Origin of the sequence: Maribacter polysiphoniae (assembly GCF_003148665.1) — a bacterium.
GTDB lineage: Bacteria > Bacteroidota > Bacteroidia > Flavobacteriales > Flavobacteriaceae > Maribacter_A > Maribacter_A polysiphoniae.
This window is the reverse complement of record NZ_QGGQ01000002.1, coordinates 376,201-402,831: the sequence shown is the minus strand read 5'-3', so window position 1 is coordinate 402,831 and position 26,631 is coordinate 376,201. Positions and strand designations below refer to the sequence as shown.

22 protein-coding genes are annotated in these 26,631 nt (G+C 41.6%); 12 read left to right on the top strand and 10 right to left on the bottom strand.

Annotated elements, in window-relative coordinates:
- Nucleotides 1-24 precede the first annotated feature (24 nt).
- Nucleotides 25-954, bottom strand: coding sequence for a hypothetical protein (locus LX92_RS06080; RefSeq protein WP_109649392.1), 930 nt, complete (start codon nt 952-954; stop codon nt 25-27).
- Between the two features lie 223 nt (nt 955-1,177).
- On the opposite strand from LX92_RS06080, the gene nadE reads away from it, so the two are divergent.
- Both nadE and LX92_RS06070 read left to right on the top strand, forming a co-directional pair.
- Nucleotides 1,178-3,115 (top strand): NAD(+) synthase, encoded by a 1,938-nt coding sequence (gene nadE, locus LX92_RS06075; RefSeq protein WP_109649391.1) that lies wholly within the window; start codon nt 1,178-1,180, stop codon nt 3,113-3,115.
- A gap of 201 nt (nt 3,116-3,316) precedes the next feature.
- Nucleotides 3,317-3,946 carry an isoamylase early set domain-containing protein gene (locus LX92_RS06070; protein ID WP_146197807.1) on the top strand — a complete coding sequence of 210 codons (630 nt, stop codon included), beginning with the start codon at nt 3,317-3,319 and terminating at the stop codon, nt 3,944-3,946.
- Between the two features lie 270 nt (nt 3,947-4,216).
- Here LX92_RS06070 and LX92_RS06065 read toward each other — a convergent pair whose 3' ends face one another.
- Together LX92_RS06065 and LX92_RS06060 are read right to left on the bottom strand one after the other, a co-directional pair.
- Nucleotides 4,217-4,396 carry a hypothetical protein gene (locus LX92_RS06065; RefSeq protein ID WP_109649389.1) on the bottom strand — a complete coding sequence of 60 codons (180 nt, stop codon included), beginning with the start codon at nt 4,394-4,396 and terminating at the stop codon, nt 4,217-4,219.
- 223 nt (nt 4,397-4,619) lie between these two features.
- The gene (locus tag LX92_RS06060; RefSeq protein WP_109649658.1) at nt 4,620-5,183 is read right to left on the bottom strand and encodes a hypothetical protein; all 564 of its coding nucleotides are present in this window, start codon (nt 5,181-5,183) and stop codon (nt 4,620-4,622) included.
- A 515-nt stretch (nt 5,184-5,698) separates the two neighbouring features.
- Between LX92_RS06060 and LX92_RS06050 the strand changes: the two genes are divergently transcribed.
- The 3 genes from LX92_RS06050 (at nt 5,699) to can (ending at nt 8,319) form a co-directional block, all read left to right on the top strand.
- Nucleotides 5,699-5,974: a hypothetical protein gene (locus LX92_RS06050; protein ID WP_146197806.1), complete on the top strand. Its 276-nt coding sequence runs from the start codon at nt 5,699-5,701 to the stop codon at nt 5,972-5,974.
- A 125-nt stretch (nt 5,975-6,099) separates the two neighbouring features.
- Nucleotides 6,100-7,659 carry a SulP family inorganic anion transporter gene (locus tag LX92_RS06045; protein WP_109649386.1) on the top strand — a complete coding sequence of 520 codons (1,560 nt, stop codon included), beginning with the start codon at nt 6,100-6,102 and terminating at the stop codon, nt 7,657-7,659.
- Nucleotides 7,660-7,677: 18 nt separating this feature from the next.
- Entirely contained in the window at nt 7,678-8,319 is a 642-nt protein-coding gene (gene can / locus LX92_RS06040; RefSeq protein ID WP_109649385.1) for a carbonate dehydratase, read from the top strand.
- Nucleotides 8,320-8,488: 169 nt separating this feature from the next.
- On the opposite strand, the gene LX92_RS06035 is transcribed toward can, so the two are convergent.
- The 7 genes from LX92_RS06035 to LX92_RS06005 all read right to left on the bottom strand — a co-directional run bounded on the left by LX92_RS06035 (nt 8,489) and on the right by LX92_RS06005 (nt 14,217).
- Nucleotides 8,489-9,346: an SDR family oxidoreductase gene (locus LX92_RS06035; protein ID WP_109649384.1), complete on the bottom strand. Its 858-nt coding sequence runs from the start codon at nt 9,344-9,346 to the stop codon at nt 8,489-8,491.
- 93 nt (nt 9,347-9,439) lie between these two features.
- Nucleotides 9,440-10,300: a helix-turn-helix domain-containing protein gene (locus tag LX92_RS06030; protein WP_109649383.1), complete on the bottom strand. Its 861-nt coding sequence runs from the start codon at nt 10,298-10,300 to the stop codon at nt 9,440-9,442.
- A 202-nt stretch (nt 10,301-10,502) separates the two neighbouring features.
- On the bottom strand, nt 10,503-10,865 hold the full coding sequence (locus tag LX92_RS06025; protein ID WP_109649382.1) for a hypothetical protein: 363 nt from the start codon (nt 10,863-10,865) through the stop codon (nt 10,503-10,505).
- Nucleotides 10,866-11,038: 173 nt separating this feature from the next.
- On the bottom strand, nt 11,039-11,773 hold the full coding sequence (locus tag LX92_RS06020) for a DUF3667 domain-containing protein (protein WP_109649381.1): 735 nt from the start codon (nt 11,771-11,773) through the stop codon (nt 11,039-11,041).
- 86 nt (nt 11,774-11,859) lie between these two features.
- Entirely contained in the window at nt 11,860-12,303 is a 444-nt protein-coding gene (locus LX92_RS06015; protein ID WP_109649380.1) for an SRPBCC family protein, read from the bottom strand.
- A 70-nt stretch (nt 12,304-12,373) separates the two neighbouring features.
- Nucleotides 12,374-13,087, bottom strand: a complete 714-nt coding sequence (locus LX92_RS06010) for a LytR/AlgR family response regulator transcription factor (RefSeq protein ID WP_109649379.1) — start codon at nt 13,085-13,087, stop codon at nt 12,374-12,376.
- A complete protein-coding gene (locus LX92_RS06005; RefSeq protein WP_223308265.1) occupies nt 13,087-14,217 on the bottom strand; it encodes a sensor histidine kinase in 1,131 nt (376 codons plus the stop codon). The genes LX92_RS06010 and LX92_RS06005 overlap by 1 nt, the downstream gene beginning before the upstream one ends.
- 161 nt (nt 14,218-14,378) lie before the next feature.
- Between LX92_RS06005 and LX92_RS06000 the strand changes: the two genes are divergently transcribed.
- From LX92_RS06000 to LX92_RS05970, 7 genes are read left to right on the top strand one after another with little or no spacing between them, the layout of a single operon-like run.
- Complete coding sequence (locus LX92_RS06000) at nt 14,379-16,628, top strand: GH92 family glycosyl hydrolase (RefSeq protein WP_109649378.1); 2,250 nt, start codon at nt 14,379-14,381, stop codon at nt 16,626-16,628.
- 6 nt (nt 16,629-16,634) lie between these two features.
- On the top strand, nt 16,635-18,512 hold the full coding sequence (locus tag LX92_RS05995; RefSeq protein ID WP_109649377.1) for a sodium:solute symporter family protein: 1,878 nt from the start codon (nt 16,635-16,637) through the stop codon (nt 18,510-18,512).
- 32 nt (nt 18,513-18,544) lie between these two features.
- Nucleotides 18,545-19,507 (top strand): glycoside hydrolase family 130 protein, encoded by a 963-nt coding sequence (locus LX92_RS05990; protein ID WP_109649376.1) that lies wholly within the window; start codon nt 18,545-18,547, stop codon nt 19,505-19,507.
- A gap of 13 nt (nt 19,508-19,520) precedes the next feature.
- Entirely contained in the window at nt 19,521-20,600 is a 1,080-nt protein-coding gene (locus LX92_RS05985) for a carbohydrate-binding family 9-like protein (RefSeq protein WP_109649375.1), read from the top strand.
- A gap of 37 nt (nt 20,601-20,637) precedes the next feature.
- Complete coding sequence (locus LX92_RS05980) at nt 20,638-22,887, top strand: GH92 family glycosyl hydrolase (protein ID WP_109649656.1); 2,250 nt, start codon at nt 20,638-20,640, stop codon at nt 22,885-22,887.
- A 2-nt stretch (nt 22,888-22,889) separates the two neighbouring features.
- A complete protein-coding gene (locus tag LX92_RS05975) occupies nt 22,890-25,223 on the top strand; it encodes a GH92 family glycosyl hydrolase (RefSeq protein ID WP_223308264.1) in 2,334 nt (777 codons plus the stop codon).
- 51 nt (nt 25,224-25,274) lie between these two features.
- Nucleotides 25,275-26,603 (top strand): PNGase F N-terminal domain-containing protein, encoded by a 1,329-nt coding sequence (locus tag LX92_RS05970; protein WP_223308263.1) that lies wholly within the window; start codon nt 25,275-25,277, stop codon nt 26,601-26,603.
- Nucleotides 26,604-26,631: the final 28 nt, after the last annotated feature.

Genomic DNA, 26,631 nt, shown 5'->3' with positions numbered 1-26,631 from the left:
ACACGGATTATTGTGATAATAGTTTTAAGGTTGAGGCTCAATCGCAGTATTTTTTTTAATTCCTGATTTCTTGTTTTTGAGATACATAAAAGCGGAAGTAATCAACAGAATAGAACAGCCATAGATCAAATTCTGAAAGACGGAATGGAATAGGCAGACGATTAGGACTATGGCTGAAATGGAGGCTAAAGCGTAGAACGCAATTTTGAATTTCGAAAAGTCAATGCTCACCAATAAACTTGTTGCCAGACCTACCAACCCTAAAATCGGGGTGGAATAAATCAAGATGTAATCTAGGATTCCCAATACGGCTTTTGAGGTTCTTTCACCTGTACTCACATAGTTGAACTGTATGTCTGCCGAATACACTAAAACGGTACCCAATAGCAGAAAAATGTAACCTGCACTGCCTTTCCATACCTTGTTTAAATAAGGGAATATTATCGCTATTTCAGGATTTTTGGTTCTTTTGGGTAATTCAACAAGAAATACCAACATCAAGGATATTAAACTAAAGACAAAGGCGAGGGAAGAATAGTAAGCGGTGATGGTCACGGTGAATATCCCCAAGAGGATAAACAAAAAGACCTTGACGATTTTATGGACGTTAGATCTATTCAGGATAAGATTAATACCCAAAAAAATCATGGATAGGGTAATGGTCGGTTTCAATATTCTTTCATTAAAAAGCATAAAGTCTGCCTGTGAGAAAAAATCAAATCGAAAGTGATTGTTGAAATACGTTGATTTGGTATACAAATTAGCCAAGAGTCCGACTACTATCAACAGGATTCCAATTATGGCATTGATGTTCGTTTTTCCTATTTTGCTTTTATCCAAAGCACTCTTGATTTCCTTGGTCGGATATCCCCTTTTTAAAAGTTCCTGTGCGATTCTGATCTTGTCGTATTTCTTATATGCTAAATCGGAAATGGCGTTTGATATTTCGGTCATACGGGTATAAAGTATTGGTTAGAATATACTAACATAAATACCGTTGTCCTTATTGTATTTTATTGTAAGATTCCTACAAAATATTACGCTAGGTAATTCAGTGTGGATAAACCTAAGCAAAAAACGATAGCTTATTGGGTAGGGTATTTGCCCATAGCTTTCCGATGTGTATCGATTCCTTACTTTTGTAAGCTGAAATACATTTTATTAATCCAATACAAGAATGACCGATACACTTACAATAGCCCTGGGACAAATGGATGTGGTTCCCGGGAGACCCCGATTGAATGTAGACAACATGCTACGCATGATCCAGGAAGCAAAGGAGCAATCCGTTGATTTGATCTGCTTTCCCGAAATGTGTGTGGGCGGTTATTTATTGGGCGATAAATTCCTTGAGGATGCCTATTGCGAAGAGCTTATGAGTTATAACGAGGAGCTTCTGGCGGCCAGCAATGACATCGCCATAGCCTACGGCAATATTTATGTGAATGGGTCCACCGAGGGCCATCACCCCAACAAGGATGGGCGTAGTAGAAAATACAATGCCGTATATGTGATGCAAAACGGCACCTATGCCGAGCGTGTTCAGGAGAACGGTATTCTACCCACAGGGGTACAACCCAAGACCTTGTTGCCCAATTATCGGTTTTTCGATGATGAGCGCTATTTTTTCTCCTTATACGATGTCGCCATTGATTATGGAAAAGACCTGAGTGCATTGTTGTCCCCATTCCTGATTTCGAAAGGTGACCAAAGAATCCCTATTGGAATGGAGTTGTGCGAAGACCTTTGGTGCCATGACTATAGGGCCGACGGAGAACCCATAAACATCACCAAAATACTCATAGCGGCAGGGGCGGAGAGCATTGTAAACCTATCGGCATCGCCATGGACCTTTATGAAGAACAATGCGAGGGACCGGCGTGTAAAGTATTTAAGGGAACAATCGGGATCCTTTGTAAAGTACTATTATGTAAACTGTGTCGGGGTACAGAACAACGGGAAGAACGTGATCACCTTCGACGGGGGTTCCACGGTCTACAACGAAGAGGGGGATCCCTGTATCTTATCCAAAAAGGGTTGGGAAGAGGATTTAATGGTCATTGATGAAAAGGCTTCCTTTTTACCTACAAAAAGGCCTAGGGGTAATACCATTAGGGAAAAATACCTCGCCATTTTCAACGGATTGAAAAATTCGAGTAACATGCTGGGCGATGACCCCCATTTTGTCATTGGATTAAGTGGTGGTATCGATAGTTCCTTGGTAGCGACCCTCTTGGTGTTGGCCTTCGGGAAGGAAAAGGTCGTTGGTGTGAATATGCCCTCCCAATACAATAGTGATAAGACCAAAGGGGCGGCAAAGGCACTGGCCGAAAATTTGGGAATTGAATACTTGGTACTTCCGATTGAGGACATGGTAAAGTCCAACACCCATATTTTGCAGCTGGACGGGAAACCGTTGAGTGAATTCAATCTGGAGAACGTACAGGCGAAAATACGTGGGGCTTCCATACTTTCCAACCTGTCCGCCAAATACAGGTACTTTTTCACGAACAATGGCAATAAGGTGGAGATTGCCCTAGGGTATGCCACCCTGTACGGCGATTGGGGTGGTGCGATTACGCCCATTGGGGACCTGACCAAAACCGAAGTTGCCGATATGTGCCACTATATCAACGATGAGGTATTCGGAAAGGAAATCATACCCGAACTGTTATTGCCCGATGCCTTATGGCGATTCGGGGAAGCGCAGATACAACCGACGGCCGAATTGAAAAGCAACCAGGTAGATCCGATGAAATTCGGTTACCATTGTAAATTATTGGAGGAGATAACCAATTTTAGGAAAAAGAGTATCGAGGATATCATGACCTGGTATGTTGAGGGGAACCTGCATGAAAAACTGGGTATTGGGTTAGACATGATGTTGCGATGGCATATTGACGACCCGAAGGAGTTTTTGAGGGATCTGGAATGGTTTTATGATACCATTCAAAAAAATGTTTTTAAAAGGGTGCAGAGTCCGCCGATCATTCTTACCAGTAAATCGAGCTACGGGTATGATATTCGGGAATCGATCTTACCGGTATTGAAGACCAAAAAGTTCAAGGCATTGAAAGAAAGAATCATGGCGATGGATACCTATATGGCGAAGTAGGGCAATGCCTGGTTTTTAGGGGGTACGATAAGGATGATAAGCGGGACCCTCTGGTATTTTAGTCGAATTTTTTTTAGTGTTACATCACAAATGGAACGTGAATTGGAACACCATAAAATTAAATATGCAATTTGTTACGTTAATCTTTTGAATAGGAGGAATTTCTATGGTACTTTTATAGTACTATTAAACACTATTAAGATGGCATTAACAAAACAAACAAAAGGCTCACAAACTGAGGTAACATTTACGATTGCGGAGCATGAGGCTCCAAGTACGGCCCCCATTCTACTTTTGGGTGACTTTAACGATTGGCAGACCAATGATAGTTCTTGCCAAATGGAGAAAGAAGGGAATACTTATGTAAAGCGTATAAAACTAAAGAACGGTAAACGCTATGAGTATCGTTATTTGAGTGAAGACAAAGGGTGGTTCAATGACCACGCAGCGGATGCGTATGTGCCTTCGCCCTATGAAGGGATAGACAACGGGGTGGTCGATTTAACCACTGTGGGAGAGAAAAAGAAGGTCGTAAAAAAAGCGGTTAAGAAAACCGTGAAAAAACCCGTAAAGAAGGCCAAAAAGGATGACCTGAAAAAAATAGAGGGGATAGGTCCGAAGATAGCTTCCATTTTAACGGAAAAGGGTATCGGTACTTTTAAAAAGTTAAGTGCGACCTCGGCTGCAAAGCTTGAAGGAATCTTAAAGGAAGCCGGACCCCGTTATACCATGCACAAACCAGGTTCGTGGCCAAAACAGGCTAAATTGGCCGATCAAGGAAAATGGGCGGAATTAAAAAAATTACAGGATAAATTGGACGGGGGAAAATAATACCCTGAGTCGAAAACAACGCAAAGCCCCAAGATCATTCTTGGGGCTTTTTGTTTGGTTTTACGCCTTGATTCGCTACTAAAAAGATAGTAGGCCGAAAAATTTTTCGATACGTTTTTCGAACCGTATGGAGGTGTTGATTGCAACGAACTTGCCGAAATTCGGACCGGAATTTATTTTTAAGGTCGGTCCCCTACAGTAATGTAATTGTTAGGGCCGTTAAATACTATTTCAAGATGGGGGGAATATTTTCGATTCCGTACAAAACCATCAATGTCTATGGTGGTTTCTTTTATAAGTGAAAATATGGATAATCAAGGCTATACAGGCCAATAAGAGTAGTGTAATGGCCGCCCAATCGGGAATGGTAAAGATGAATCGATCAATCAAAAGGGTCGCGGAACAGATACCAAGTCCTACGGATAGGAAAAGTAGATTCTTATTTTCCATGGATATATAATATATTTTCAGTTTCAAAAGAATTTGGTAATTCGAACCTCTTCGTAGATTTAAACCGTTTTATGCAATACGCCTAATTTGGGGATATAGGTATTGCACACCATCTCATTACCTCCCATAAATTTCTGATAATATTCGGAGGTAACCAAATTTGTGGGACTTATTATTCAGAATGAATGATAGGGCCTTAATTGAAGTTGTAGACCGTTTTAAGTTAAAACCTGTATCCCAACCTTATGTGCAGATTTGCCGTTGTTTCGCCTTCGTTTTCTAAATATCCGGCCTGTTTGGCAAAAATATACCTATACCCGATTCCGATTCCAACTTCATATGTAAAGTGATCGCCAATGTTTCTTCGTATACCCCAAGTTGGAATTATAGAGATATCACTTATGACACTGATATTATCGGTATTGGAAATGACAAACCAATCCGGATGGTAACTTGTTTTCAGGGAAACGAAATTTCCGCTGTTCCCATCAATGCGTCTGGACTTTCCCATTCTTTTGTTTAGATTGTAATACCACCGTGGTTCTAAGGTGATTACCGGGGTTAATAGAAACCCGGTTTTGTCATAGTAACTACCGCCCCAAATGCCTGTATCGAAACCAAGTTCTGTCCGCAGTGCCACTAGATTGGATAACTTTGTCTCTTGATGTCCCCAAATTCCCAGAAATCCAGTTTGGATTCCGTAAGTAGATTGTTCTACACTTGCGTTTTGGGCTATTGCGGTTAAAGAAAGTCCACAAAGCGTGAGGGTCAGCAAAATTATTTTCATATAGCTCCTTTTTTTATCATTGAAATCTTGTAGGAATTTTATCAATAATTATACCGCTTTCTAAAATTGTATGGATATAAAAAAGGATTTTTTTGGAAGGGCAATTTTAGGCTTTGTTTGTTTGGAATTTAGTTTTGGCAAAGTTCTGTAAAATCGATAAAGCACCTGTAGTTGTATCTGTGGTTGTTGTAGCCAAACCTATGGTGGCTGGTTTTCTCTTGCTAAAGCGGGCCATAAAAGAAAGTTGGTCAATATTTCGACCGAAGCTAAAAAAGCTAAAAGCACTTTTTCTTTTATTGATAAATATTGTAGAATTCAGACTTTATGGATTCAAAATTTTAGGGTAACCCCATTATACACGTTCAATTTTGTTAATTATTGAATTAACATTCCCTTTAACAGTATTTTGGTGAAATATGTTTCGAATAATTCTAATTTTATTGTGAATTATTCAAAGAATCTCATATTTCTGTAGAAAATTGATAATCAACCTTAAGCATATCAAATCAAGATTTTTGGCCCTCATTTTTATAATGGGATTGGCTCAGGAGATAATGGTTAAATATTCGGCTGATACCGCCATAGTCTTTGCATTGGAACTGGATGGTCAGGATGACTCGGAATCCGATGTTGATGGGAATGTTTTGGATTTTGATCTTCCTGTTGATCAAATGCTCCTGACTAAAGATTTTTCAATGGATAAAAGGTTTAAGATAGCCACCTACTTGAATTTAGGCTTTCAAATAATAGGAATCTCCCAACCCACACCACCTCCGGAATATTTAGGATAACAATTTATGCTTACCGTAAAACAACGATGTTTATGGTAATTGACCATCACTAATTATTTAGGGCCGTCCGATTATTGAATATCTTGGAAGGTCCGTATACCCTTATATTCTAAACTTATAATTTCATGAATTTATTTAAACACTGGAAAAAGGACTTGCCAGCAAGTCTTGTTGTTTTCTTTGTCGCATTACCATTATGCTTAGGAGTCGCACTAGCGAGTGGTGCGCCGCCATTTGCCGGACTTATTGCCGGATTAATAGGTGGGGTCCTGGTAGGTTACCTCTCCGGCTCCTCAATTGGGGTGAGCGGTCCCGCTGCCGGATTGGTGGTCATCGTTTTTAACGCAATAGCCGAATTGGGAAGTTATGAACTCTTTCTTACCTCCGTGATTTTAGCAGGAATCATTCAAATTTTATTGGGCGTTTTTAGAGCAGGGGTAATCGGTTATTATTTTCCTTCGGCAGTCATCAAAGGAATGTTGAGCGCCATAGGGATAATGATTTTTGTACAACAGATTCCGTTGGCAATTGGGTTTAGTGGGGAAGTGAACACCGACCGAATAGACCTTAGTGGCCTTCACGATCATATTACCCCTGGAGCCATATTGGTTACGGTGATATCTTTGTTGATATTATTGACTTGGGATGGAATCCTGGCCAAAAAGAATAAGATTTTTAAACTCGTTCCCGCTCCCTTAATTGCTGTAATCGTAGGAATCATTATTTATGCGACCTTAGGGTCGTCCGGTTTTTTTGCTTTGCATGAAAGCCAATTGGTGAATGTACCGGTTCCCAAGGATGTATCTTCTTTTATGGGGCAGTTTACATTACCTGATTTTTCAGCCTTAACCAATGAAACAGTTTACATAACGGCCTTTACTATTGCTATCGTAGCAAGCCTTGAAACATTATTGAGTGTCGAGGCATCTGATAAACTTGATCCTTATAAGCGGCAGACACCCACGAATAGGGAACTTATTGCGCAAGGAGTTGGGAACACCGTTTCCGGTTTGATCGGGGGTATACCCATTACGCAAGTAGTTGTCCGTAGCTCGGCCAACGTAATGAGTGGGGCAATGACCAAGTTGTCTTCCATCTTACATGGACTGCTAATTTTGCTTAGTGTTATTGTGATACCGACGTTGCTCAATTTGATACCCCAAGCTGTTTTGGCGAGTGTTCTTCTGGTAATTGGTTATAAACTGGCCAAACCCAATTCTTTTGTTCAGATGTACAAATTGGGAAAGACCCAATTTGTACCTTTTATCCTGACTGTAGTAGGGATTGTGGCCACCGATCTGTTGAAAGGTATTATGATAGGGTTGACCATAGGGCTGATCACCGTTCTTTTAAAGTCGTATTACAATTCGCACCATTTGCTCCTTAAAGAGTACCAAGGGAAAAAGAATCTTTTTCATATCAACTTTGCCGAGGAGGTTACCTTCATAAATAAAGGACGAATCATTAAGGAGTTGGATGCATTGAAAAAAGGGGCTTATTTGGAATTGGATTTTAGAAAGACCAAGGTGCTGGACTATGATATCCTGGAGTATTTGGATGAATTTTCAATAAAGGCAAAAAACAACAACATCAACATTAAAATGATTGCGGAAAAGGAAACCTTGGACAATCCGGAAAGTTTTAGGAAATATTTTGGGCATCAAGTGTTTCAAATGGAACATTGATAATAAAAAGAAAACATGATGAAATCAGATTTTTATAAAAGTTTAATCGAAAATAATAAGGAATGGGTACTGTCGAAATTGGATAGTGATCCGGAATTCTTTAAAAAATTGGAAAAGGGACAGCAACCGCCATTGTTTTGGATTGGATGTTCAGACAGTCGTGTGCCTGCCAATGAGATTATAGGCGGAAAACCCGGGGAGGTATTTGTACATCGGAACATTGCCAATATGGTCGTACATTCCGATATGAACATGCTTAGTGTTTTGGACTACGCTGTTAATGTGCTTAAGATCAAACATATTATCGTTTGTGGGCATTACGGATGTGGTGGTGTGAAAGCTGCGCTGGGAAATAAATCCTATGGACTTGCAGATAATTGGATCCGTCATATTCGGGATGTTTATAGACATCATCAGGTTTCCTTGGGAACAATAAAGGATAAATCCGAACTTTTTGACCGTTTTGTAGAGTACAATACCATGGAACAGGTGTATAATTTGGCTAAAACCTCGATTGTACAGAATGCATGGGATAGGGGGCAGGACCTTTATCTTCATGGTTGGGTCTATGGTGTTGGGACGGGAATCGTCAAAGATCTGGACGTTAATTTCGAGTGTAACTCCCAATTGGAGGAGTTCTATAAACTGGCCGTGGTTTAAGAATATACCCGTAGGGTGTTTGAATTTTGTTTTGACAAAGTTCCCTAAAAACAATAGGGCTAAAGTGGCCAAACCTATGATTGGAGCATTTTAGGGATATATGATTTGGGCAATTAAGAAGGGGCAGTCGATAATTCGGCTGCCCCTTTTATGCTAATAAAATCGGATTTTAGACCGATGCCAAGTCCAAGGCCATTTTTACGGATTCAACGATTGGTGTGGTCGGTCTCCCCAATATTTTGGATAATTCATGGGAATCATCAAATAGGTCATCCTTTGAGGCGCTAACGTCCCAACTGGCCAAACCTAAGGCCAAACCATCGGGTAGGCCAATGTTTTTAAGGATATTGGCATACTCATCTTCCGGAATGTTGTTGTAGGGAATGGTTTTTCCGCTTTGCTCGGAAATTATCCCTGCCAAATCCGACAAGGTATAATAGGTGTCCCCAGCCAGTTCAAAGGTTTTTCCTTTATTGTCTTCATCGGTAATTACAATGGCTGCGGCCTCTGCATAGTCCGCACGTGGGGCCGATGCTATTTTTCCGTCCCCGGCACTACCTAAAAAGGCACCTCCGCCCATTGCTCCGGGAATTGATGCGGTGTAGTTCTCGGAATACCATCCGTTCCGAAGAAGGGTATAATCGATACCCGATTCCTTCAGTGCTTTTTCCGTAGCTAAATGTTCCCCTGCCAAGTTGAGGCTTGAGGTTTCCAAATGTAAGAGACTGGTATAAACGATCCATGTAACCCCGGCTTCCTTTGCTGCGTTTATGACATTGATATGCTGCACTGCACGTCGCCCCAGTTCACTGCCCGAAATGAGGAGTAGGCGATCGATCCCTTGAAGGGCCCCGGTCAGGATTTCCGGTTTACTGTAGTCAAACTCACGGACTTCAACCCCTAGGGCCGATGCTTTTTCCGTATTACGGGCCAATGCTACTATATGATCCGCAGATACCCTATTTTTAAGTTGTTCTACAACAATGCTTCCTAATTGGCCCGTAGCCCCTGTTATTGCAATTTTCATAACTGTAATTTTTTAATGTTTAAATTTTACAGAACAAAAGTACAGTGGGAGGAAGGGGGCGAAAAGGTAAAAAACTGCCGCCCTATGGTAAATTTATAAAGGATGCTGTTTTTGGTAATCGGTGGGTAGCGTGTTTACCCTTGCCTTGAAGTATTTAGTAAAATTCGTAGGGTCGTCAAAACCAATTTCATAGGCAATTTCTTTTATGGTGAGCGTGGAATAGACCAATAGGCGTTTGATCTCCAATATCACCCGGTCCTCGATATATTGTTTTGCGGTAGTGTTCGTGTATAATTTTAGGGCCTTGTTTATTTGTTTGGGGGTTACGTTCAGCTTTTGGCAAATATCGGCAACCCGTATTTTGTAGTTGATGTTTTCTTCCAGTGTTTTTCGAAACCTCATGTATAGGTTGAGCGAGTCGTTACACACAATTTCAACCCGTTCCCGTTTGTTGCGTTCTATTTGGATCAGAAAATTTTTAAGCAGATTGCGTTGGTATTCACCCGAGTCAAAAAGCAGCCCCTTTTGTTGTTCGGTAATCATTTCCTGCAAGAGCGTCAGTACTTCCTTGTTTGCGATATGGCTTTGGGGGTTAATGGCGTGATTGAAAATAGTATAGTCGTAGAGGTAATGATAGTCCTGCTCTTCCTTGATCAGGAAATCGGGGGTAAAGAGCACCGCATAACCTTTTAACTGGGGGTTGTTTGTAAAACGCTGTACTTGTCCCATGGCTACCGGAATAACCGTGTTCTCGGCATAGGCAATGGTTTCAAAATCCACTTCGTGGATTCCACGGCCCTTTGTGATAACAATAAGTTGATAAAAATTCAGGCGATGCGGATCATATCCATTCTGATTGGAGAAATCAATGACCTTTTTTAAGGGGATTATCTCCAAGCCTAAATTGGACTGTTTGCTTTCAAAGTCGAATTCGGAAATTATTTCTTTGTCCATAAATGTTGCGCAAACGGATTTGTATTCGAATAGCCGATGTCAAAAAACAATTGGCTAAAACCTTCTTTGGTGGCCAAATTTCCTATAAAAAGGGGTAGTAAACAAACTAGGGAACGCAAATTCTTGAAATTGCCCGATGATCGATAGTGCCGGTAACCTATAAAGTGGGAATTGTTCTTTAGGGTGTTTTGGTGGAAGGGGGTTAATGCGATAGATATTCAATGAGTACCATAAGAAGTAGAAGGACCAATACGGCCACAGCGACGGTAAGGTATATTTTCATTGTTTTCTTCCGGTCTTTGTATTCCGTGGTCAATGGCGTTTCCTTACTCGCTACGATTCCGTTTTCAATGATGGTTCGGTCAATTTGATGCATGGCAACTTCAGGTAAAAAATATCTGATTCCCCCATCGATACTAACCTGGTTGTTAAAATCGGAGTACCAGAGGATTCCGTTTTTCCGTAATGCGGATTCAAATACGGTTTTGTCCTTCAACAAGACATAAAGTGTATAATGATCTTTGTGTTTTAGGTCAAGATCAGTGTCCGAAGGGGTTTGTTCCATAGTGTGCCAAAGTTAGTCTTAAAATCCTTTCAATAGTGCTTAAAAACCGAAGTGTTGGCTAATGGCATTCTTCGAATATCCGTTCATCCTGTTGCTTTCTTGACCTTTCCGAAATAGTTCAAAGTAGGCAAATGGGTGGGTTTCCATAGGGAAAATGGAGTATAGTTCCCCCGCTATATGTTACTTCGGAGGGAGACTATCCCCCAGGTTATGATACTTTGGATCAAGATAAAGGTAACTACCGAAAAAAGGCTTCTGAAAAAAAGGCTTGTTTTTTTATACGATGATTTGGAGAAAAATTGATAATAGATCCATATCGAATACACTATGGGTATTAGGGTGAACAATTGAAAGACGATGGTCAGGACCTCTTTGTCATCATAAAATAGCGTGACCAGCATAAAAGGCACTGAAAGAATAACCTGGGCAGCCGAATTATAGGTGTTCAGAATAATGTTTTCCGCAAAATTATAGGTGCTTTTCCTAAACCACAGAAAGGTGGCAAGTGCCATGATGGGGATATTCAAAAAATAGATCAATCTCGGGTAGGCTTTGGTGAATTGCTCAAAGTCATTGGCAAAATCCTTACTGTCTTCAGACATAATATCGGCCATTCTTAAACCGGAATATTCGTCGATGAAATAGGCTAAGGTGATCAATAATAAAAGTAGGCTAAAGGCATTGAAATAAATAATCCGTTTTCCTTCCATATAGGCCCTGACACCATGTCCGGGACGCGTAAATAGTTCTTTGATGGTAAATAAAAGCCCTTTGTTAATGGAGAAAATCCCACTTAATAATCCATAGTCAAAAATATATTGGAGTGAAAATCTATGGGTGGATGTTTTTTGTCCGCATTTCGGGCAGAATTTTTCTTCAATGGTATGATCGCAATTCAGACATTTCATAGTGTATTGTTTGAGGTAATGGGTTTAAGGTCTTCCAAAGGGAATGTGTTACAATGAAAGAGGATCGTAGTACGCTTCATATACCTTTATTTTGATTGTGTTGATAAAAACCCCTTAAGGCTGTTCCTTATAAAATAGTCCCACCCCTGTATACAGCTTTCCCTCGTGAACTCTGGGACGTTTTGGGGGAAGTCTTCAGTAATTCCCATTGAAACCCGCAGGTTGACAAATTCCTTCTTGTCGACCAGTTCAAAAGTAACGGATGAATCCCCAGGGTATTCGGCATATTTCCAATTATAGGTGATGCTTTGGTAAGGTGTTGCTTCGGTGATCTTCCAAAGATGGGTGAATTTTCGATGATCGGACCCTACCACAAACTGGGTCTCAAAGCCAACTTCCGGTTTAAATGCATCGATATTGTCAAAAAACCACTGTTTCATTTGGTCCACCTTGGTCCAGGCCTTCCAGATATCCTTCACCGGGTTATGGAATACCTGTTCAACAACAATGGGGGTATCGGAAGTTTTCATAGATTGGGAATGTAAACAGTGCCTTTGGGCAAAAACCATAAGTCATACTTAACAAAGGCATTGCTTTTCTTTAAATACTATTGTTCAGTATTTTGGCTTTTACGTCATTTAAATAACTTCGTCCTATGGTATAACGGGTATTGTCGATTTCGAGACTGTTGCCTTCCACGACCTGCACCTTATCGATGCTGATGGTAAAGGATCGGTGGATGCGAATGAATTGGTCGGCAGGCAGTTCTTCGGTAAAACTACTCAAGGTTTTATGGACTATATATTTTCCTGTGGTGGTTTTGATGCGGATATAATCCTTTAAACTTTCCACGACCACTATTTCATCCAAATAGATTTTCTGCAATTTCTTTTTATCTACCTTGACAAAAATACTGGGGTGTTCGTTGGCGTTGTTTCGTTCGGTTGGGCCATGGGCCTGTTTTAGTTTTAGGATTCGATTGACCGATTTTAAGAACCTGGGAAATGGAATTGGTTTTACCAGATAATCGATGACCTCCAATTCAAAACTCTCCAAAGCGAACTCCTCATGGGCGGTCGTAATGACGATTAACGGGGCTTCGTGTAAGGTCTTTAAGAATTCGAGGCCATCTAAAATAGGCATATTGATATCCAAGAAAATGATATCGACCTCATGGCTTTGTAGAAAGGTTGATGCATCCACGGCATTGGAGAACGTCTCAACAAGTTCCAGTTCCTTAACTTGTCCGATGTAGTTCTTTATTACATTGATGGCCAATGGTTCATCATCTACAATAATCACTTTTAAATCCATTATACCTTTATCTTTAGTTCAACATGAAATACATTGTCCTTCTCATAAATCTGAAGGTCATATTCGTTCTTCGCATAGGCCAATTCTAGGCGTTTTTTAACGTTCGATAGCCCAATACCACCATTTTTGGAGGATGGTTTACCTTTTTTTCTTTTCTTGGGGATGGTGTTCGATACCTTAAATAAAAGAACATCATCTTCGATCATGATATTGACATCAATATACATTTTCCCAAGACTTTGACTGGCTCCATGTTTAAAACAGTTTTCAATGAATGTTATAAGCAACATGGGGGATATTTTCTTGTTCTCCAGATTGCCGGAGAGATTCATGTTCACCACCAAGGAATCATCAAAACGTATCCGTTCCAAATCTATGTAATTCTGGATGCAATCTATCTCTTTTTTTAGGTCTTGTTTGGGTTTATTGGATGCATATAAAAGATAGCGCATCAATTCGGACAGTTTTAGGACGACCTCAGGTGCCTTGTCCGACTTTTCCAAAGTCAGCGAATAGATATTGTTCAATGTATTGAAAAAGAAATGGGGGGAAATCTGTGATCTTAAAAATTTCAATTCCGTGGTCAATTGCCGTTTTTCAAGATCGTGCAATTTATTGGTCTCCCGAAGCCAGTCGGCGGTGATCTTTATCGCGGTCACAAAGGATACCACGTACAACTCCCCGAGCATGGTGGTAATGGCATAGTTCAAGGTTAAGGTATCCACAACCTCGGTCGCCTCGGGCATTACATTGGTACTGACAAAATAATAGGTAAGGTTGAATTTGACCAAAAGCATGATCGATAATGACCCCAATACGAACAAAGCGTAGGTAAAGTACTTTTTGTTGTAAACGTATTTGGGCATCAGGTAATACACATTAAAATAGGAAAGCGCGATGTGTATCGGAAACCCGATAAGGTTGGTTTTTAGTGAATACAATAAGTCGTCGTGAATATGGCTCCATCGTAAGGTATTGAAAATAAAGTAGATAGACCAAAATATGATATGATGTACATAGGAAATGTCATAGTCTTTGGATGCATTTCTCTTGATAATCCTATAAAGTCCTTCATTCAAAGAAGGCTGTTCTTCCATTGGGTTTAATTCCTTTTTAATGACGTTGGGCATTGGTGTGTCGTTGTTGGTCTAAAAATGTTCGGATTATCGTAAAAAGTACAAACATTTATGATTTGCGATTTGTGGGGTAAGATACTTAATTTTTGGATTACTCCTGTTAAATATGGCTCTAAGGCCAATGAACTTTTAGATTTTTTAAACCAACCAATACAATGAAAAAACACGTTGTTTTAGCTTTAATTTTAATGACAATAGTTTCGTCCTGTGCAAAAAATGAAAAAACTGTACAAACAAAGAACGTTGTTGATTATGTAGATCCATTCATTGGAACAGGCGGGCACGGACATACCTACCCTGGGGCAACTTCCCCTTTTGGCCGTGTGCAACCTAGTCCAGATAATGGCACAACAGGATGGGATTGGTGTTCAGGATACCATATTTCCGATTCCATAATTTCCGGTTTTGCCCAATTGCATTTGAGTGGTACGGGTATTGGGGATTTGGCCGATGTGCTTTTAATGCCCACAAATGAAGAAAAGGACCTTGCCCTTTTTGGAAAGTCAAGGGATTCACTACCGTATACGTCACGTTTTTCGCATAATGAAGAAGAAGCCACACCAGGTTATTACAAGGTGGTCCTCAAAGACCCCAATATTGATGTGGAACTAACAGCCAATGATTATGTGGCCTACCATAAGTATACCTACAATGCGGCGGACAAGCCTTCCTTTGTCATCGATTTGGGTTATGCGGTCAATTGGGACAAGCCCTTGGAAAGTCAATTGAAATTGGAAAGCGGTCAACGTATCGTTGGCCATCGTTTCAGTACCGGATGGGCCAAGAACCAAAAGGTATTCTTTGTCATAGAAACCTCAAGCCCGATCATTGGTCAACAGCTAATGGGCGATGCCCCTATAGGTGATGCGGCTACCGAAGTCAATGGGGTTAAGGCGGGCGGTCAGTTTTTCTTTAACGAAAATACCGACAGTGTTGAGGTAAAAATAGCGGTATCATCGGTTAGTATCGAAAATGCCAAGGAGAACCTGAGACTACAGGGTAGCCCAAGCTTTGGTGAAGTACGGGAAAAAACACGTGCGGATTGGAGCGGCCTCTTGTCGAATATTTCAGTGGAGACCCCAATAGATAGCTTAAAGACGATTTTTTATACCGCACTCTACCATGCCCAAGTGGCCCCCACGATGTTCAATGACTTGAACGGGGAGTTCAGAATGCAGAACGATAGCATTGCCAAAACCGATTTTAAGATGTATTCGTCATTATCGTTATGGGATATCTATAGAGCGGAAACACCGTTACTCAGTATTATAGATCCTAACCGTTTGGACGATATGGTCAAATCGATGTTGGTCTATTATGATGAAAGTGGGGTTTTGCCGATATGGGTATTATCCGGTAATGAAACCGGAACCATGCCAGGATACCATTCCGTTTCCATTATTGCGGAAGCCATTATGAAAGGTCATACGGCTTTTGATGTGCAAAAGGCCTTTACCGCGATGAAAGAGACCATGATGGGTGATGAAAGGGGATTAAAGGCGTATAAGAAATACGGTTATATTCCCTTTGAGGTAATGGATCAATCCGTTTCCATAAGTCTTGAGTATGCCTACAATGATTGGTGTGTGGCCCAGGTTGCGAAGAAATTGGGTAACGAAGAGGATTACGCCTATTTTGATAAGCGTTCTAAGGCCTATCAGAATTTTTTCGATGTCAAATCAGGATTCTTACGGGGTAAATCAAAAGACGGAAAGCATTTCCATGAACCTTTTGATCCAAAGTCATCGAATCATATCGAGGATACGGATTATACCGAGGGCAATGCTTGGCAACATAGTTGGTATGTATTGCATGATGTGGACGGATTGATCGAACTACATGGAAGTAAAGAACCATTTACCCTCATGGTAGAGCAACTTTTTACTGAGGATTCCGACTTGAGCGGTCATAATGTGTCGCCCGATATTTCTGGACTTATAGGTCAATATGCCCATGGGAATGAACCGAGTCACCATATTGCCTATATGCTCAATAAGGCAGGTGCCCCGTGGCGCACCCAATTTTGGGCACGTAAAATATTGGACACACAATATAGCACACAGCCTGACGGGTTGAGTGGAAATGAGGATTGCGGACAAATGTCTGCATGGTATATTATGAGTGCGATGGGAATCTATCCTATGAATCCGGCCTCAGGGGAGTATGAGATTGGTAGTCCGATCTTTGAGAAAACGACATTGAAATTACCCAACGGGAAAACGTTCGTGATTTCGGCTCCGAATACTTCCAAAGAAAATATTTATGTGCAATCGGTAACATTGAATGGTGAGCTATTGGATAAGACCTACATCATGCATGGGGATATCATAGCAGGGGGCACACTAGAAATTGAAATGGGACCCACACCGAATAAAAAATGGGGTGTACAAAACGATACTAAATAATTCCAAATGAACATAATAGATATATCCATAATCCTTATTTATGTCGCCCTTACCCTAGCTGTAGGTATCTGGGTGTCGAAAAGGGCATCTAAGGGTTTAAAATCATATTTCCTCGGTGGTAACGGAATAAAATGGTATTATTTGGGATTGAGTAATGGTTCGGGTATGTTCGATGTTTCGGGCACCGCCTGGATGGTAGGAATCCTTTTTTTATACGGGGTAAAGAGTTTTATGTTCATGTGGCTGTGGCCCGTTTGGAACCAGATATTCATCATGATGTTCCTAGCGGTGTGGATTCGAAGATCCAATATCATGACCGGTTCGGAATGGATGCTGACCCGTTTTGGCGATGACCGTGCAGGTAGGGCCGCCCACAGTATTGTTGCGATTTTTGCCGTGATAGCGGCCGTTGGGTTCATTGCCTATTTTTTTGAAGGGGTAGGGAAGTTCATGACCGTAATTTTACCTTGGGATTTCACATGGCAGGTCGGGGAAACCGTTTTGCTCCTCTCGGAGCAATCGTATGCCTTGATCATTATCGGTTTAACGACCTTGTACACCGTAAAAGGGGGGATGTTCTCGGTAGTGGCTACCGAGGTATTGCAATATGTTATCATGGTCATAGCCGGTATTCTCGTGGCAGGGTATGCCTTTTATGAATTTACCGATCTACAGATCAACGCCATTATTTCAGAGGAATGGAAGAATGTCTTTTTTGATTGGGAACTGGGGAGTCATTGGAGTAGTAAATACAATGCCTTCAACAATTTGATCGATTCCGAAGGCTATAAGATGTTCGGTGCCTTTATCGGTATGTCGCTTTTTAAAGGATTTTTTGCCAGTATTGCTGGGCCTACCCCCGGTTTTGATATGCAACGGATCCTTTCGACAAGGACCGTAAAGGAAGCGGCTTACATGAGTGGTTTTACGGCTTTGGTATTATATATCCCTAGGTATTTGCTAATTGCAGGTATCGTCGTCATTGCTTTAGTGGTTTTGGGTCCTGGGATGGCCGCCGATGCCGGATTGAAGGGGGCAGAGTTGGAAGTATTGCTTCCGAAGGTCATTAATTTCCATGTCCCTGTAGGTATTAAGGGACTCTTGTTGGCTGGATTGTTGGCGGCGTTTATGAGTACCTTTTCGGCCTTTGTCAATGCAGGTCCGGCCTATATCGTAAATGATATCTATAAAAAATATTTTAAACCCGTAGCCTCCGATAAACATTATATCCGGGCAAGTCATATCGCTTCGGTCGTCGTGGTAGCCCTAGGGGTTTTTATGGGCTTCTTTGCGGAATCCATAAATTCACTCACCCTTTGGATAACCAGCGCCCTTTATGGGGGGTATGTGGCCGCGAATTTTTTAAAATGGATTTGGTGGCGGTTTAACGGATGGGGATATTTCTGGGGTATGGCCTCTGGGTTGTTTATAGCGACCTTGCAGTTTATACTGGATCAGAATAAGGCCAATCTGGAAGTGGGTACATGGTTGCATGATTTGGCCCAGATACCTGCTATCTATGTCTTTCCCGTCATTTTTGCAGTATCTTTATTGGGGTCATTCCTAGGTACGTTCCTCACTCCGGCAACAGGCATGGAGACCTTGGGGAAATTCTATATGAACGTGCACCCTTGGGGCTTTTGGAAGCCTGTTGTAAAAGCCTTGAACGAAGAAGGTAGAACGATAAGTAAGAACAATGAATTTTGGAAGGATATGGGTAATTGTGCCGTGGGTATCATTTGGCAATCAAGTATGATTGTTCTGCCCATATACTTTATGGTCAGGGATTATCCAAAAACCTGGGCGGCATTGGGTATTTTTATAGTGACCTCCGTCATCCTGAAATACACTTGGTTGGACAAAATCAGAAAAATCCCAAATTAATTCGTATAACTTAAATTAAAGAAAGAGATAGCATGAAGATTCCTTGGCAAGATAGACCCGATAATAGTAATGACGTTCTTTGGAGATATAGTGAGAATCCCATTATAAACAGGAACGATATTCCCTCATCCAATAGTATTTTCAACAGTGCCGTTGTGCCTTTTGAAGATGGCTTTGCAGGGGTTTTTAGATGTGATAACAAAGCGGTACAAATGAATATTTTTGCTGGTTTCAGTAAAGATGGCATCCATTGGGAAATCAACCATGAACCCATTCGGATGCAGGCCGGTAATACATCCATGATCGAATCGGACTACAAATACGATCCTAGGGTGGTATTTATTGAAGACCGATATTGGATCACATGGTGCAATGGGTATCACGGACCTACGATCGGTATTGCTTATACTTTTGATTTCAAGGAATTCTTCCAATGTGAGAATGCCTTTTTGCCCTTCAATAGAAACGGGGTGTTGTTTCCTGAAAAAATCAATGGTCGGTACGCCATGTTAAGCCGTCCCAGTGATAATGGGCACACACCTTTCGGTGATATTTATGTGAGTTTCAGTCCGGATATGAAATATTGGGGTGAGCATAGATGTGTTATGAAAGTAACACCTTTTCAGGATAGTGCCTGGCAGAGTTGTAAGATAGGTGCGGGCACTGTTCCTATCCTAACCGACGAAGGGTGGCTTATTTTCTACCATGGGGTAATCAATACCTGTAATGGATTCCGTTATTCGGTAGGTTCCGCAATCTTGGATAAAAACGAACCGGATAAGGTAAAATACAGGACACAACCTTACCTCTTGGCACCCACTGAATTGTATGAGCAGGTTGGCGATGTACCTAATGTGGTATTCCCCTGTGCGGCCCTACATTCCATCGAGGAAGATAAAGTAGCCCTCTATTACGGGGCAGCGGATACGGTAACGGCAATGGCCTTTGGTCGTATTTCGGAAATCCTTGAATTCACGAAGAAGAATAGTCTATAAAACATCGTAAGTTATGAATCGGTATCTGGATACGAAGAAAGTCATTAGCCTTATACTTTTTATATTGTATATGGGGTCTGTTTGGTTGGTTGCCCAAGAGGCTCCACGCAAGTATGTGTCCTTTAAGGCCATCGATGGAATCCAGGTTGATGGTATGGACCAGGAGGATTCATGGAAAAAAGCCGATTGGAGCGATACCTTTATTGATATCGAGGGAAAGAAAGAGCCTGCCTACAAGACGCAGATGAAAATGGTATGGGATGAAAAGTACCTGTATTTCTTCGCGAAATTGGAAGAGCCCAACGTTTGGGGGACATTGAAACAAAGGGATACGGTCATTTTCTATAACAACGATTTCGAGATTTTCATCGATCCCGATGGGGATACCCATAATTATATGGAATTTGAGATGAATGCCTTGAATACGGTGTGGGATTTGTTTTTGACAAAACCTTACCGAAACCAAGGAAAGGTACTTGATAGTTGGGATATTCAAGGTATAATGACAGCGGTACATGTAGATGGTACCTTGAACAATCCCAACGATATCGATAAGGGGTGGAGTGTTGAGATTGCCATTCCATGGGAGGTTTTAAAAGAGGCCAATTCCCATAATGATATTCCTGTCAATGAATTTTGGCGTTTCGGTTTTTCGAGGGTCAATTGGGAATTTGATCTAAATGATGGGCGATATGCAAGAAAGAAGGATACAAAGGGGAACTATTTACCAGAATACAATTGGGTATGGTCCCCACAGTGGGTCATAAATATGCATGAGCCTGAAAAATGGGGCTATGTGTATTTTTCCGATAAGGAGGTAGGTGCCACGGATACTTTTACGATACCCGAGGATGAACATATAAAATGGTACCTCTATGAATTGTACAGGGATATGATTGATGTGGACAAACAAGCGGTTGTTGGGAAGAAAGCGAATGGTCAGGTCTTTGCGGCATCTAAAAAAATCTTGGGGAAAAAGATAACCCCGATTGTGGAGTATCAAAAAGATGGATTCGTCCTTTGGACAAAGAGTCCATTCACAAATAAGACCTTGATGATCAAGGATGATGGTAAATTTTTAAGTATTGATTGAGTCTATGCGTAGAAGTAAGGTCCTTTTTTCGGTACATATGAATCGCTATTTTTTCATTGCAATATTCCTTTTGGCTTTTTCTTCCTGTAAAGAGGGGGTGGAAGAACCTACGAACGGTGAAAACCTCACACAATATGTGAATCCGTTTATAGGCACTGACGGACCTGGAAATACGTATCCCGGTGCGACCATGCCCTATGGTATGGTGCAGTTGAGTCCGGATATCGGAACCCCGGGTTGGGACAGGATTGCGGGTTATTACTATCCAGATACCATAATCAGTGGTTTTTCGCATACCCATTTGACAGGAACAGGGGCCGGAGATCTTTATGATATCCTGGTCATGCCCTCAAACAGCAAGTCAAATAAAAGAATCAAGGAGAATAGTTATAGGCCCTATTCAACCTTCAGTCATGATAAGGAAAAGGCATCTCCAGGGTATTATTCGGTCGATTTGTTGGATTTAGATATTAAAGCGGAAATGACCGCAACCAGGCGGGTAGGTATTCATCGTTATACCTTTCCCCAGGATGATAGTACAAAAATCCATATCGACTTGGGTTATGCCTTAAATTGGGATAAGCCGACCGACACCTATTTGGAGGTGGTCAATGATACCTTTATAAGGGGGTATAGAATGTCTACGGGCTGGGCCAAAGACCAACGACTCTATTTTTCAATGCATTTTTCCAGACCGTTTAAAAGCTATGTGGTGTATAATGATGGCCAAGTGGTTGATGCCCCCGTTCGAGGTATCAATACTAAAATAGAGCTGAATTATGCGATGTTGAAAGGAGAGTGCTTGATTATGAAAACGGGACTTTCAACAGCGGGTTTTGAAGGGGCGGATGCGGCGGTAGCCGAAGAAACCCAAGGGTTTGGATTTGAACGATATAAGGAAAAGGCCCGGAAAGTATGGGAAAAGGAATTGTCGAAAATACGGGTAAAAAGCAGCGATACGGACAAAAAGAGGATATTCTATACCATGATGTATCAATCCATGTTGGCACCTACTTTGTTGAGCGACCTGGATGGTAAATATAAAGGGGCCAATGATACAATTGGTGTAGCGAAAGGTTTTGATCGTTACGATACCTTTTCCCTCTGGGATACCTTTAGGGCGGCACATCCATTATTCACCATTATCCAGCAAGAAAAAGTGCCCGATATGGTACAGTCTATGTTGGCGCATTATAAAGAGACCGGAATTTTGCCTGTATGGTCCATGCAAGGCAATGAGACCAATATGATGATCGGTTACCATGCGGTACCTGTTATTGTCGATGCCTATTTTAAAGGATTTGCGTTTGATAAGGAGTTGGCATATAAGGCATGTAAGGAAAGTGCGATGGTCAATGGGAGACAAATCGATGTTTATAGGGAAAAAGGATTTATCCCCGTAGATGATGCCCATGAAAACTGGTCGGTTTCCAAGACGATGGAGTATGCCTATGACGATTGGTGCATTGCCATGTTCGCCAAGGATTTGGGTTATGAAAAGGATTATAAGGAATTTTTGAGCAGGTCTGAAAACTGGAAGAACCTCTACAACGAAAAAACATCATGGCTGCAACCAAAAAGTGGATCGGGTAAATTTATAACCCCGTTTGTCCCTAAGGAATACTCTCCCTATTTCTGTGAGAGCAATGCCTGGCAGTATTACTGGTTCGTACCCCAGGATATTGAAGGACTCATTGCGAAAACAGGAGGTCAGGAACGTTTTAATCAAAAGTTGGATTCCATGTTCACCTATGCGCCACAGCCGGGGGACAAATTACCGATTTTCAGTACAGGGATGATAGGGCAGTATGCCCATGGTAATGAACCAAGCCACCATGTAGCCTATTTATACAACTATTTGGATCAGCCATCGAAGACCCAATCCTTGGTGCGGCAAATCCTGGAAGAACAATACGCCAACGCTCCCAATGGCCATTGTGGTAATGAGGATTGCGGGCAAATGTCATCCTGGTATATTTTCGGGGCACTGGGCTTTTATCCCGTGAATCCCGCACAGGGTGTCTATGATTTGGGGATTCCCCTGTTTAAGGAGGCTGAGGTATCCGTAGGGAAAGGGAAGACCCTAAGGGTCATACAAAAGAATTATTCGAAAGCGAATAAATTCGTGGAATACGTAACTTTAAATGGGGTTACGCTGGATAGGAATTTTATAACACACAAAGAGGTTACTGCCGGTGGGGAATTGGTCTATGTGATGACCGACGATCCAAAAAAAGCAGATGGAAAAAAATTGAATTCTCCGGAAGTAAATAAAATATACAGATAATTATGGAAATCGGAAAACAACTGAAAACAAGTATTGTGGGCATGGCAGCACTTTTTCTTTTTGCTGCATGTGAAGAAAGGGCTTCTAGTGAAGCTGCAAACGAAAAAAGCGGCACGGCGGAGGTATTGGGCTATGTTAATCCGCTCATGGGGACCGATTCGGATTTTAGTCTTTCAAACGGAAATACCTATCCGGCCATTGCCACCCCCTGGGGCATGAATTTTTGGACCCCCATGACCTCAAAGATGGGGGATGGGTGGACCTACAAGTACCATGACAAAAAAATCAGGGGTATAAAACAAACCCACCAGCCCAGTCCATGGATCAATGATTATGCGGCATTTTCCCTAATGGCGGTAACGGGCGATTTAAAATACAAGGAAGACGAGCGTGAATCTTATTTCTCACACAAGGCGGAAACCGTACGACCCGATTATTACAGTGTGTATTTGGCCGATTATGATGTCGTCGCTGAGGTGACGCCAACAGAACGGGCCGCTCATTTTAAGTTTACTTTTCCTGAAAATGAAAAGTCCTTTATAATGTTGGATGCCTTCAATAAGGGTTCTATGGTGAAAATATTGCCGAAGGAAAGAAAGATCATCGGGTATTGTAGAAATAACAGTGGTGGTGTTCCTGAGAATTTCCATAATTATTTTGTGGCTGAATTCGATACCGATTTCGAAGTGGGCCATACTTGGAACGATGATTGGAAATTAAATGAAGATTCGTTGGATGCCGAAGGGGATCACGTAGGTGCCATTATCGGATTCAAGACCAAGAAAGGACAGGCCGTACATGTAAAAGTGGCATCTTCCTTCATTAGTCCTGAACAGGCGCAACTCAACTTAAATCGTGAAATCGGAACGGATACTTTTGAGGCGACCAGGGAAAAGGCCACTGCGGCCTGGGAAAAGGAACTGGGTAGGATCGAGGTCACTTCCTCAAATACCGATGAGTTGAAAACCTTCTATTCCTGTTTGTACAGGGTACTACTGTTCCCCAGAAAATTCTATGAATTCGATGCGAATAATAAAGTGGTACACTATAGTCCGTATAACGGTAAGGTAGAAGATGGTTATATGTTCACCGATAACGGATTTTGGGATACGTTTAGGGCGGTATTTCCATTTTTCAATATGATGTATCCCGATATTAATGCGCAGATTATGGACGGCTTGGCCAATACGTATAAAGAATCAGGATGGTTGCCCGAATGGGCCAGTCCAGGCCATCGCGATTGTATGATCGGATCCAATTCCGCTCCTATTATCGCCGATGCCTATTTGAACGGGGTAAAAGGTATTGATACTGAAACCCTATTGCAGGCCGTACTGAAAAATGCCACCCAAAGTGAGGGTAGGCCGGTCAACAGTGTAGGTCGTGCAGGACTCGATTATTATAATGAACTAGGTTATGTGCCCTATGATGTGGGTATTAATGAAAATGCGGCACGTACCCTAGAATATGCCTATGCCGATTTTACGATTGCCCAAATGGCACAATCGATGGGTAAGGATAGTCTGGCCCAAGTGTATTACGATAAGTCATTGAATTATAAAAACCTATTCGACCCATCGACAAAATTGATGCGGGGCAAGAATAAGGATGGGCAGTTTCAGACCCCTTTCAATCCCTTAAAATGGGGTGATGCTTTTACCGAGGGCAATAGCCTGCACTATACGTGGTCGGTTTTTCATGATGTGCAAGGTCTTATCGATTTAATGGGGGGCGATGATGAATTTGTGGGAATGTTGGACAGTGTTTTCGAAATGCCACCCCATTTTGACGATTCCTATTACGGGTTTACCATTCATGAAATACGGGAAATGCAGATCATGAACATGGGGAACTATGCCCATGGTAACCAACCCATACAACACATGATCTATTTATATGATTATGCCAAACAACCTTGGAAGACCCAGGAAAAAGTTCGGGAGGTATTAACCAAATTATATACCCCTGCCCCTGATGGGTATTGTGGTGATGAGGATAACGGACAGACCTCGGCTTGGTATGTATTCAGTGCTATGGGCTTTTATCCTGTGGCACCGGCAACCAATCAATATGTTATTGGAAGTCCATTGTTCAATGAGGTTAAATTGCATTTACAGAATGGGAACACCTTTACGATCAATGCAGATGCAAACGGAAAGGGAAGACCCTATATCCAAAGTGCCTCGTTGAATGGATCCGAATTCAATACCACTTGGATTGGAACCGAGACCGTTCAAAAGGGAGGTACACTCTCTTTTGAAATGGGAAGTGCCCCCAATAGGAATTGGGCCATTTCAGAGGAAGCATTGCCTTATTCCTTGAGTAATTCAAAATAGAATACGGGTTTTATGGACTTTGGTTATTAAGAAATTGTAAGGTATAACTTTATGAAGAACAGAGTACTACTTATATTGTTTGTATTGATCTTTGGGTTCCTTTGTGCATCGGTCATGGCCCAAAACCCCTCGGTTGATTATGCTAGTCTAAATACCCCTGAACACCTTGATGGTGTAAGGTTTGTTGAAAGACAACATAGTGGTAGGTTAGGGACTGACCCTATAAAGTATAATTCGCCTTTTCAGGAACCTAAAGAATTCAGTGTTGGGGTTTTTAAGAATCAGCCTGTAAATTTTGGGGGTGAAACAGGGGATACCACTACGGTGAAAAGATTGCAAAATGGACGCGTAATTTATAGAAAAATAAAAGTCCCTGTTTATAAGAAGGGAACTGATGTTTCGGTTGAGGTCAAGCTCAGGTCCAATGGGGATAAGTGGGATAAATCCGGCTCCTGTTTTGTAGTTACCAATCCAGAACTCATAGATGTTGTCGATGTATCCTTAGGTAAGGAAAAGTTTCCTGAAAATTCGATTGTGGATAAGGGGTATGGAGGGATTTTGAAAACCGATGATTATGTGCCCGCATTGGAATTAATGCGTTTTATGTCCCCGTTTGGGGTAGGACATTATAGTGATGAAAAAAAGTATCCCAAAATCGAATATAACAGACCGGTCTATATCCCCAAATGGGAAAACGAAGTAGTTTGGGAGAAGGATATCTCCGAACTGGAATCTGTGGTAACCGGGGAGTTCTATATTGGAATATGGATAGATACCTGGACCCCCGAAGGGTATTCCGTGGATGTATCATTAAAATATTCAGGAAGGCCAAGACCTAAATTGAAAGTTATGCCCTTACTGAATACGGTGTACTATGTTGAGGGTCAAAAAATACCGGATTTCTTTGCTGCCACGACCCTTGATTTGGATTTTAGGACAAAACAGGAATTGAGGAATGTGGATTTGTATTATACAACAACAGGGCATGGAGGTCATAGTGGAGGCGATGAATTCATTAAATTAAAAAACGAAGTGTTTTTGGATTCAAAATTGGTGTTAAGCAAGATCCCCTGGCGGGATGATTGTGCTTCATTCAGAAGGTTTAACCCTTCTTCCGGGGTATGGACGAAGAAAGATTCCGCTTATGCCTACAATGAAAATTTTGAACGGGAATTCAAGGAAATTGAAGAACGTTTGGCTTCTTCTGACCTATCAAGGTCAAATTGGTGCCCCGGTTCTAGTGTAATGCCCTATAGGATTCCCTTGGGGGAACTTAAAAAGGGATTGCACGGATTACAGGTTAAAATACCTGGGACCGCCAATAAAAAGGACCAATTCAATCATTGGCTTGTTTCAGCATATATCACATACACAGAGTAACTTAACATATATTCATTTAGGGTTTAAG

Excerpts from the sequence above, each read along its gene's own strand:
- LX92_RS06080 (WP_109649392.1), bottom strand. The coding sequence starts at position 954 with ATGACCGAAATATCAAACGCCATTTCCGATTTAGCATATAAGAAATAC.
- nadE (WP_109649391.1), top strand. The coding sequence starts at position 1,178 with ATGACCGATACACTTACAATAGCCCTGGGACAAATGGATGTGGTTCCC.
- LX92_RS06070 (WP_146197807.1), top strand. The coding sequence starts at position 3,317 with ATGGCATTAACAAAACAAACAAAAGGCTCACAAACTGAGGTAACATTT.
- LX92_RS06065 (WP_109649389.1), bottom strand. The coding sequence starts at position 4,396 with ATGGAAAATAAGAATCTACTTTTCCTATCCGTAGGACTTGGTATCTGT.
- LX92_RS06060 (WP_109649658.1), bottom strand. The coding sequence starts at position 5,183 with ATGAAAATAATTTTGCTGACCCTCACGCTTTGTGGACTTTCTTTAACC.
- LX92_RS06045 (WP_109649386.1), top strand. The coding sequence starts at position 6,100 with ATGAATTTATTTAAACACTGGAAAAAGGACTTGCCAGCAAGTCTTGTT.
- can (WP_109649385.1), top strand. The coding sequence starts at position 7,678 with ATGAAATCAGATTTTTATAAAAGTTTAATCGAAAATAATAAGGAATGG.
- LX92_RS06035 (WP_109649384.1), bottom strand. The coding sequence starts at position 9,346 with ATGAAAATTGCAATAACAGGGGCTACGGGCCAATTAGGAAGCATTGTT.
- LX92_RS06030 (WP_109649383.1), bottom strand. The coding sequence starts at position 10,300 with ATGGACAAAGAAATAATTTCCGAATTCGACTTTGAAAGCAAACAGTCC.
- LX92_RS06025 (WP_109649382.1), bottom strand. The coding sequence starts at position 10,865 with ATGGAACAAACCCCTTCGGACACTGATCTTGACCTAAAACACAAAGAT.
- LX92_RS06020 (WP_109649381.1), bottom strand. The coding sequence starts at position 11,773 with ATGAAATGTCTGAATTGCGATCATACCATTGAAGAAAAATTCTGCCCG.
- LX92_RS06015 (WP_109649380.1), bottom strand. The coding sequence starts at position 12,303 with ATGAAAACTTCCGATACCCCCATTGTTGTTGAACAGGTATTCCATAAC.
- LX92_RS06010 (WP_109649379.1), bottom strand. The coding sequence starts at position 13,087 with ATGGATTTAAAAGTGATTATTGTAGATGATGAACCATTGGCCATCAAT.
- LX92_RS06005 (WP_223308265.1), bottom strand. The coding sequence starts at position 14,217 with ATGCCCAACGTCATTAAAAAGGAATTAAACCCAATGGAAGAACAGCCT.
- LX92_RS06000 (WP_109649378.1), top strand. The coding sequence starts at position 14,379 with ATGAAAAAACACGTTGTTTTAGCTTTAATTTTAATGACAATAGTTTCG.
- LX92_RS05995 (WP_109649377.1), top strand. The coding sequence starts at position 16,635 with ATGAACATAATAGATATATCCATAATCCTTATTTATGTCGCCCTTACC.
- LX92_RS05990 (WP_109649376.1), top strand. The coding sequence starts at position 18,545 with ATGAAGATTCCTTGGCAAGATAGACCCGATAATAGTAATGACGTTCTT.
- LX92_RS05985 (WP_109649375.1), top strand. The coding sequence starts at position 19,521 with ATGAATCGGTATCTGGATACGAAGAAAGTCATTAGCCTTATACTTTTT.
- LX92_RS05980 (WP_109649656.1), top strand. The coding sequence starts at position 20,638 with ATGAATCGCTATTTTTTCATTGCAATATTCCTTTTGGCTTTTTCTTCC.
- LX92_RS05975 (WP_223308264.1), top strand. The coding sequence starts at position 22,890 with ATGGAAATCGGAAAACAACTGAAAACAAGTATTGTGGGCATGGCAGCA.
- LX92_RS05970 (WP_223308263.1), top strand. The coding sequence starts at position 25,275 with ATGAAGAACAGAGTACTACTTATATTGTTTGTATTGATCTTTGGGTTC.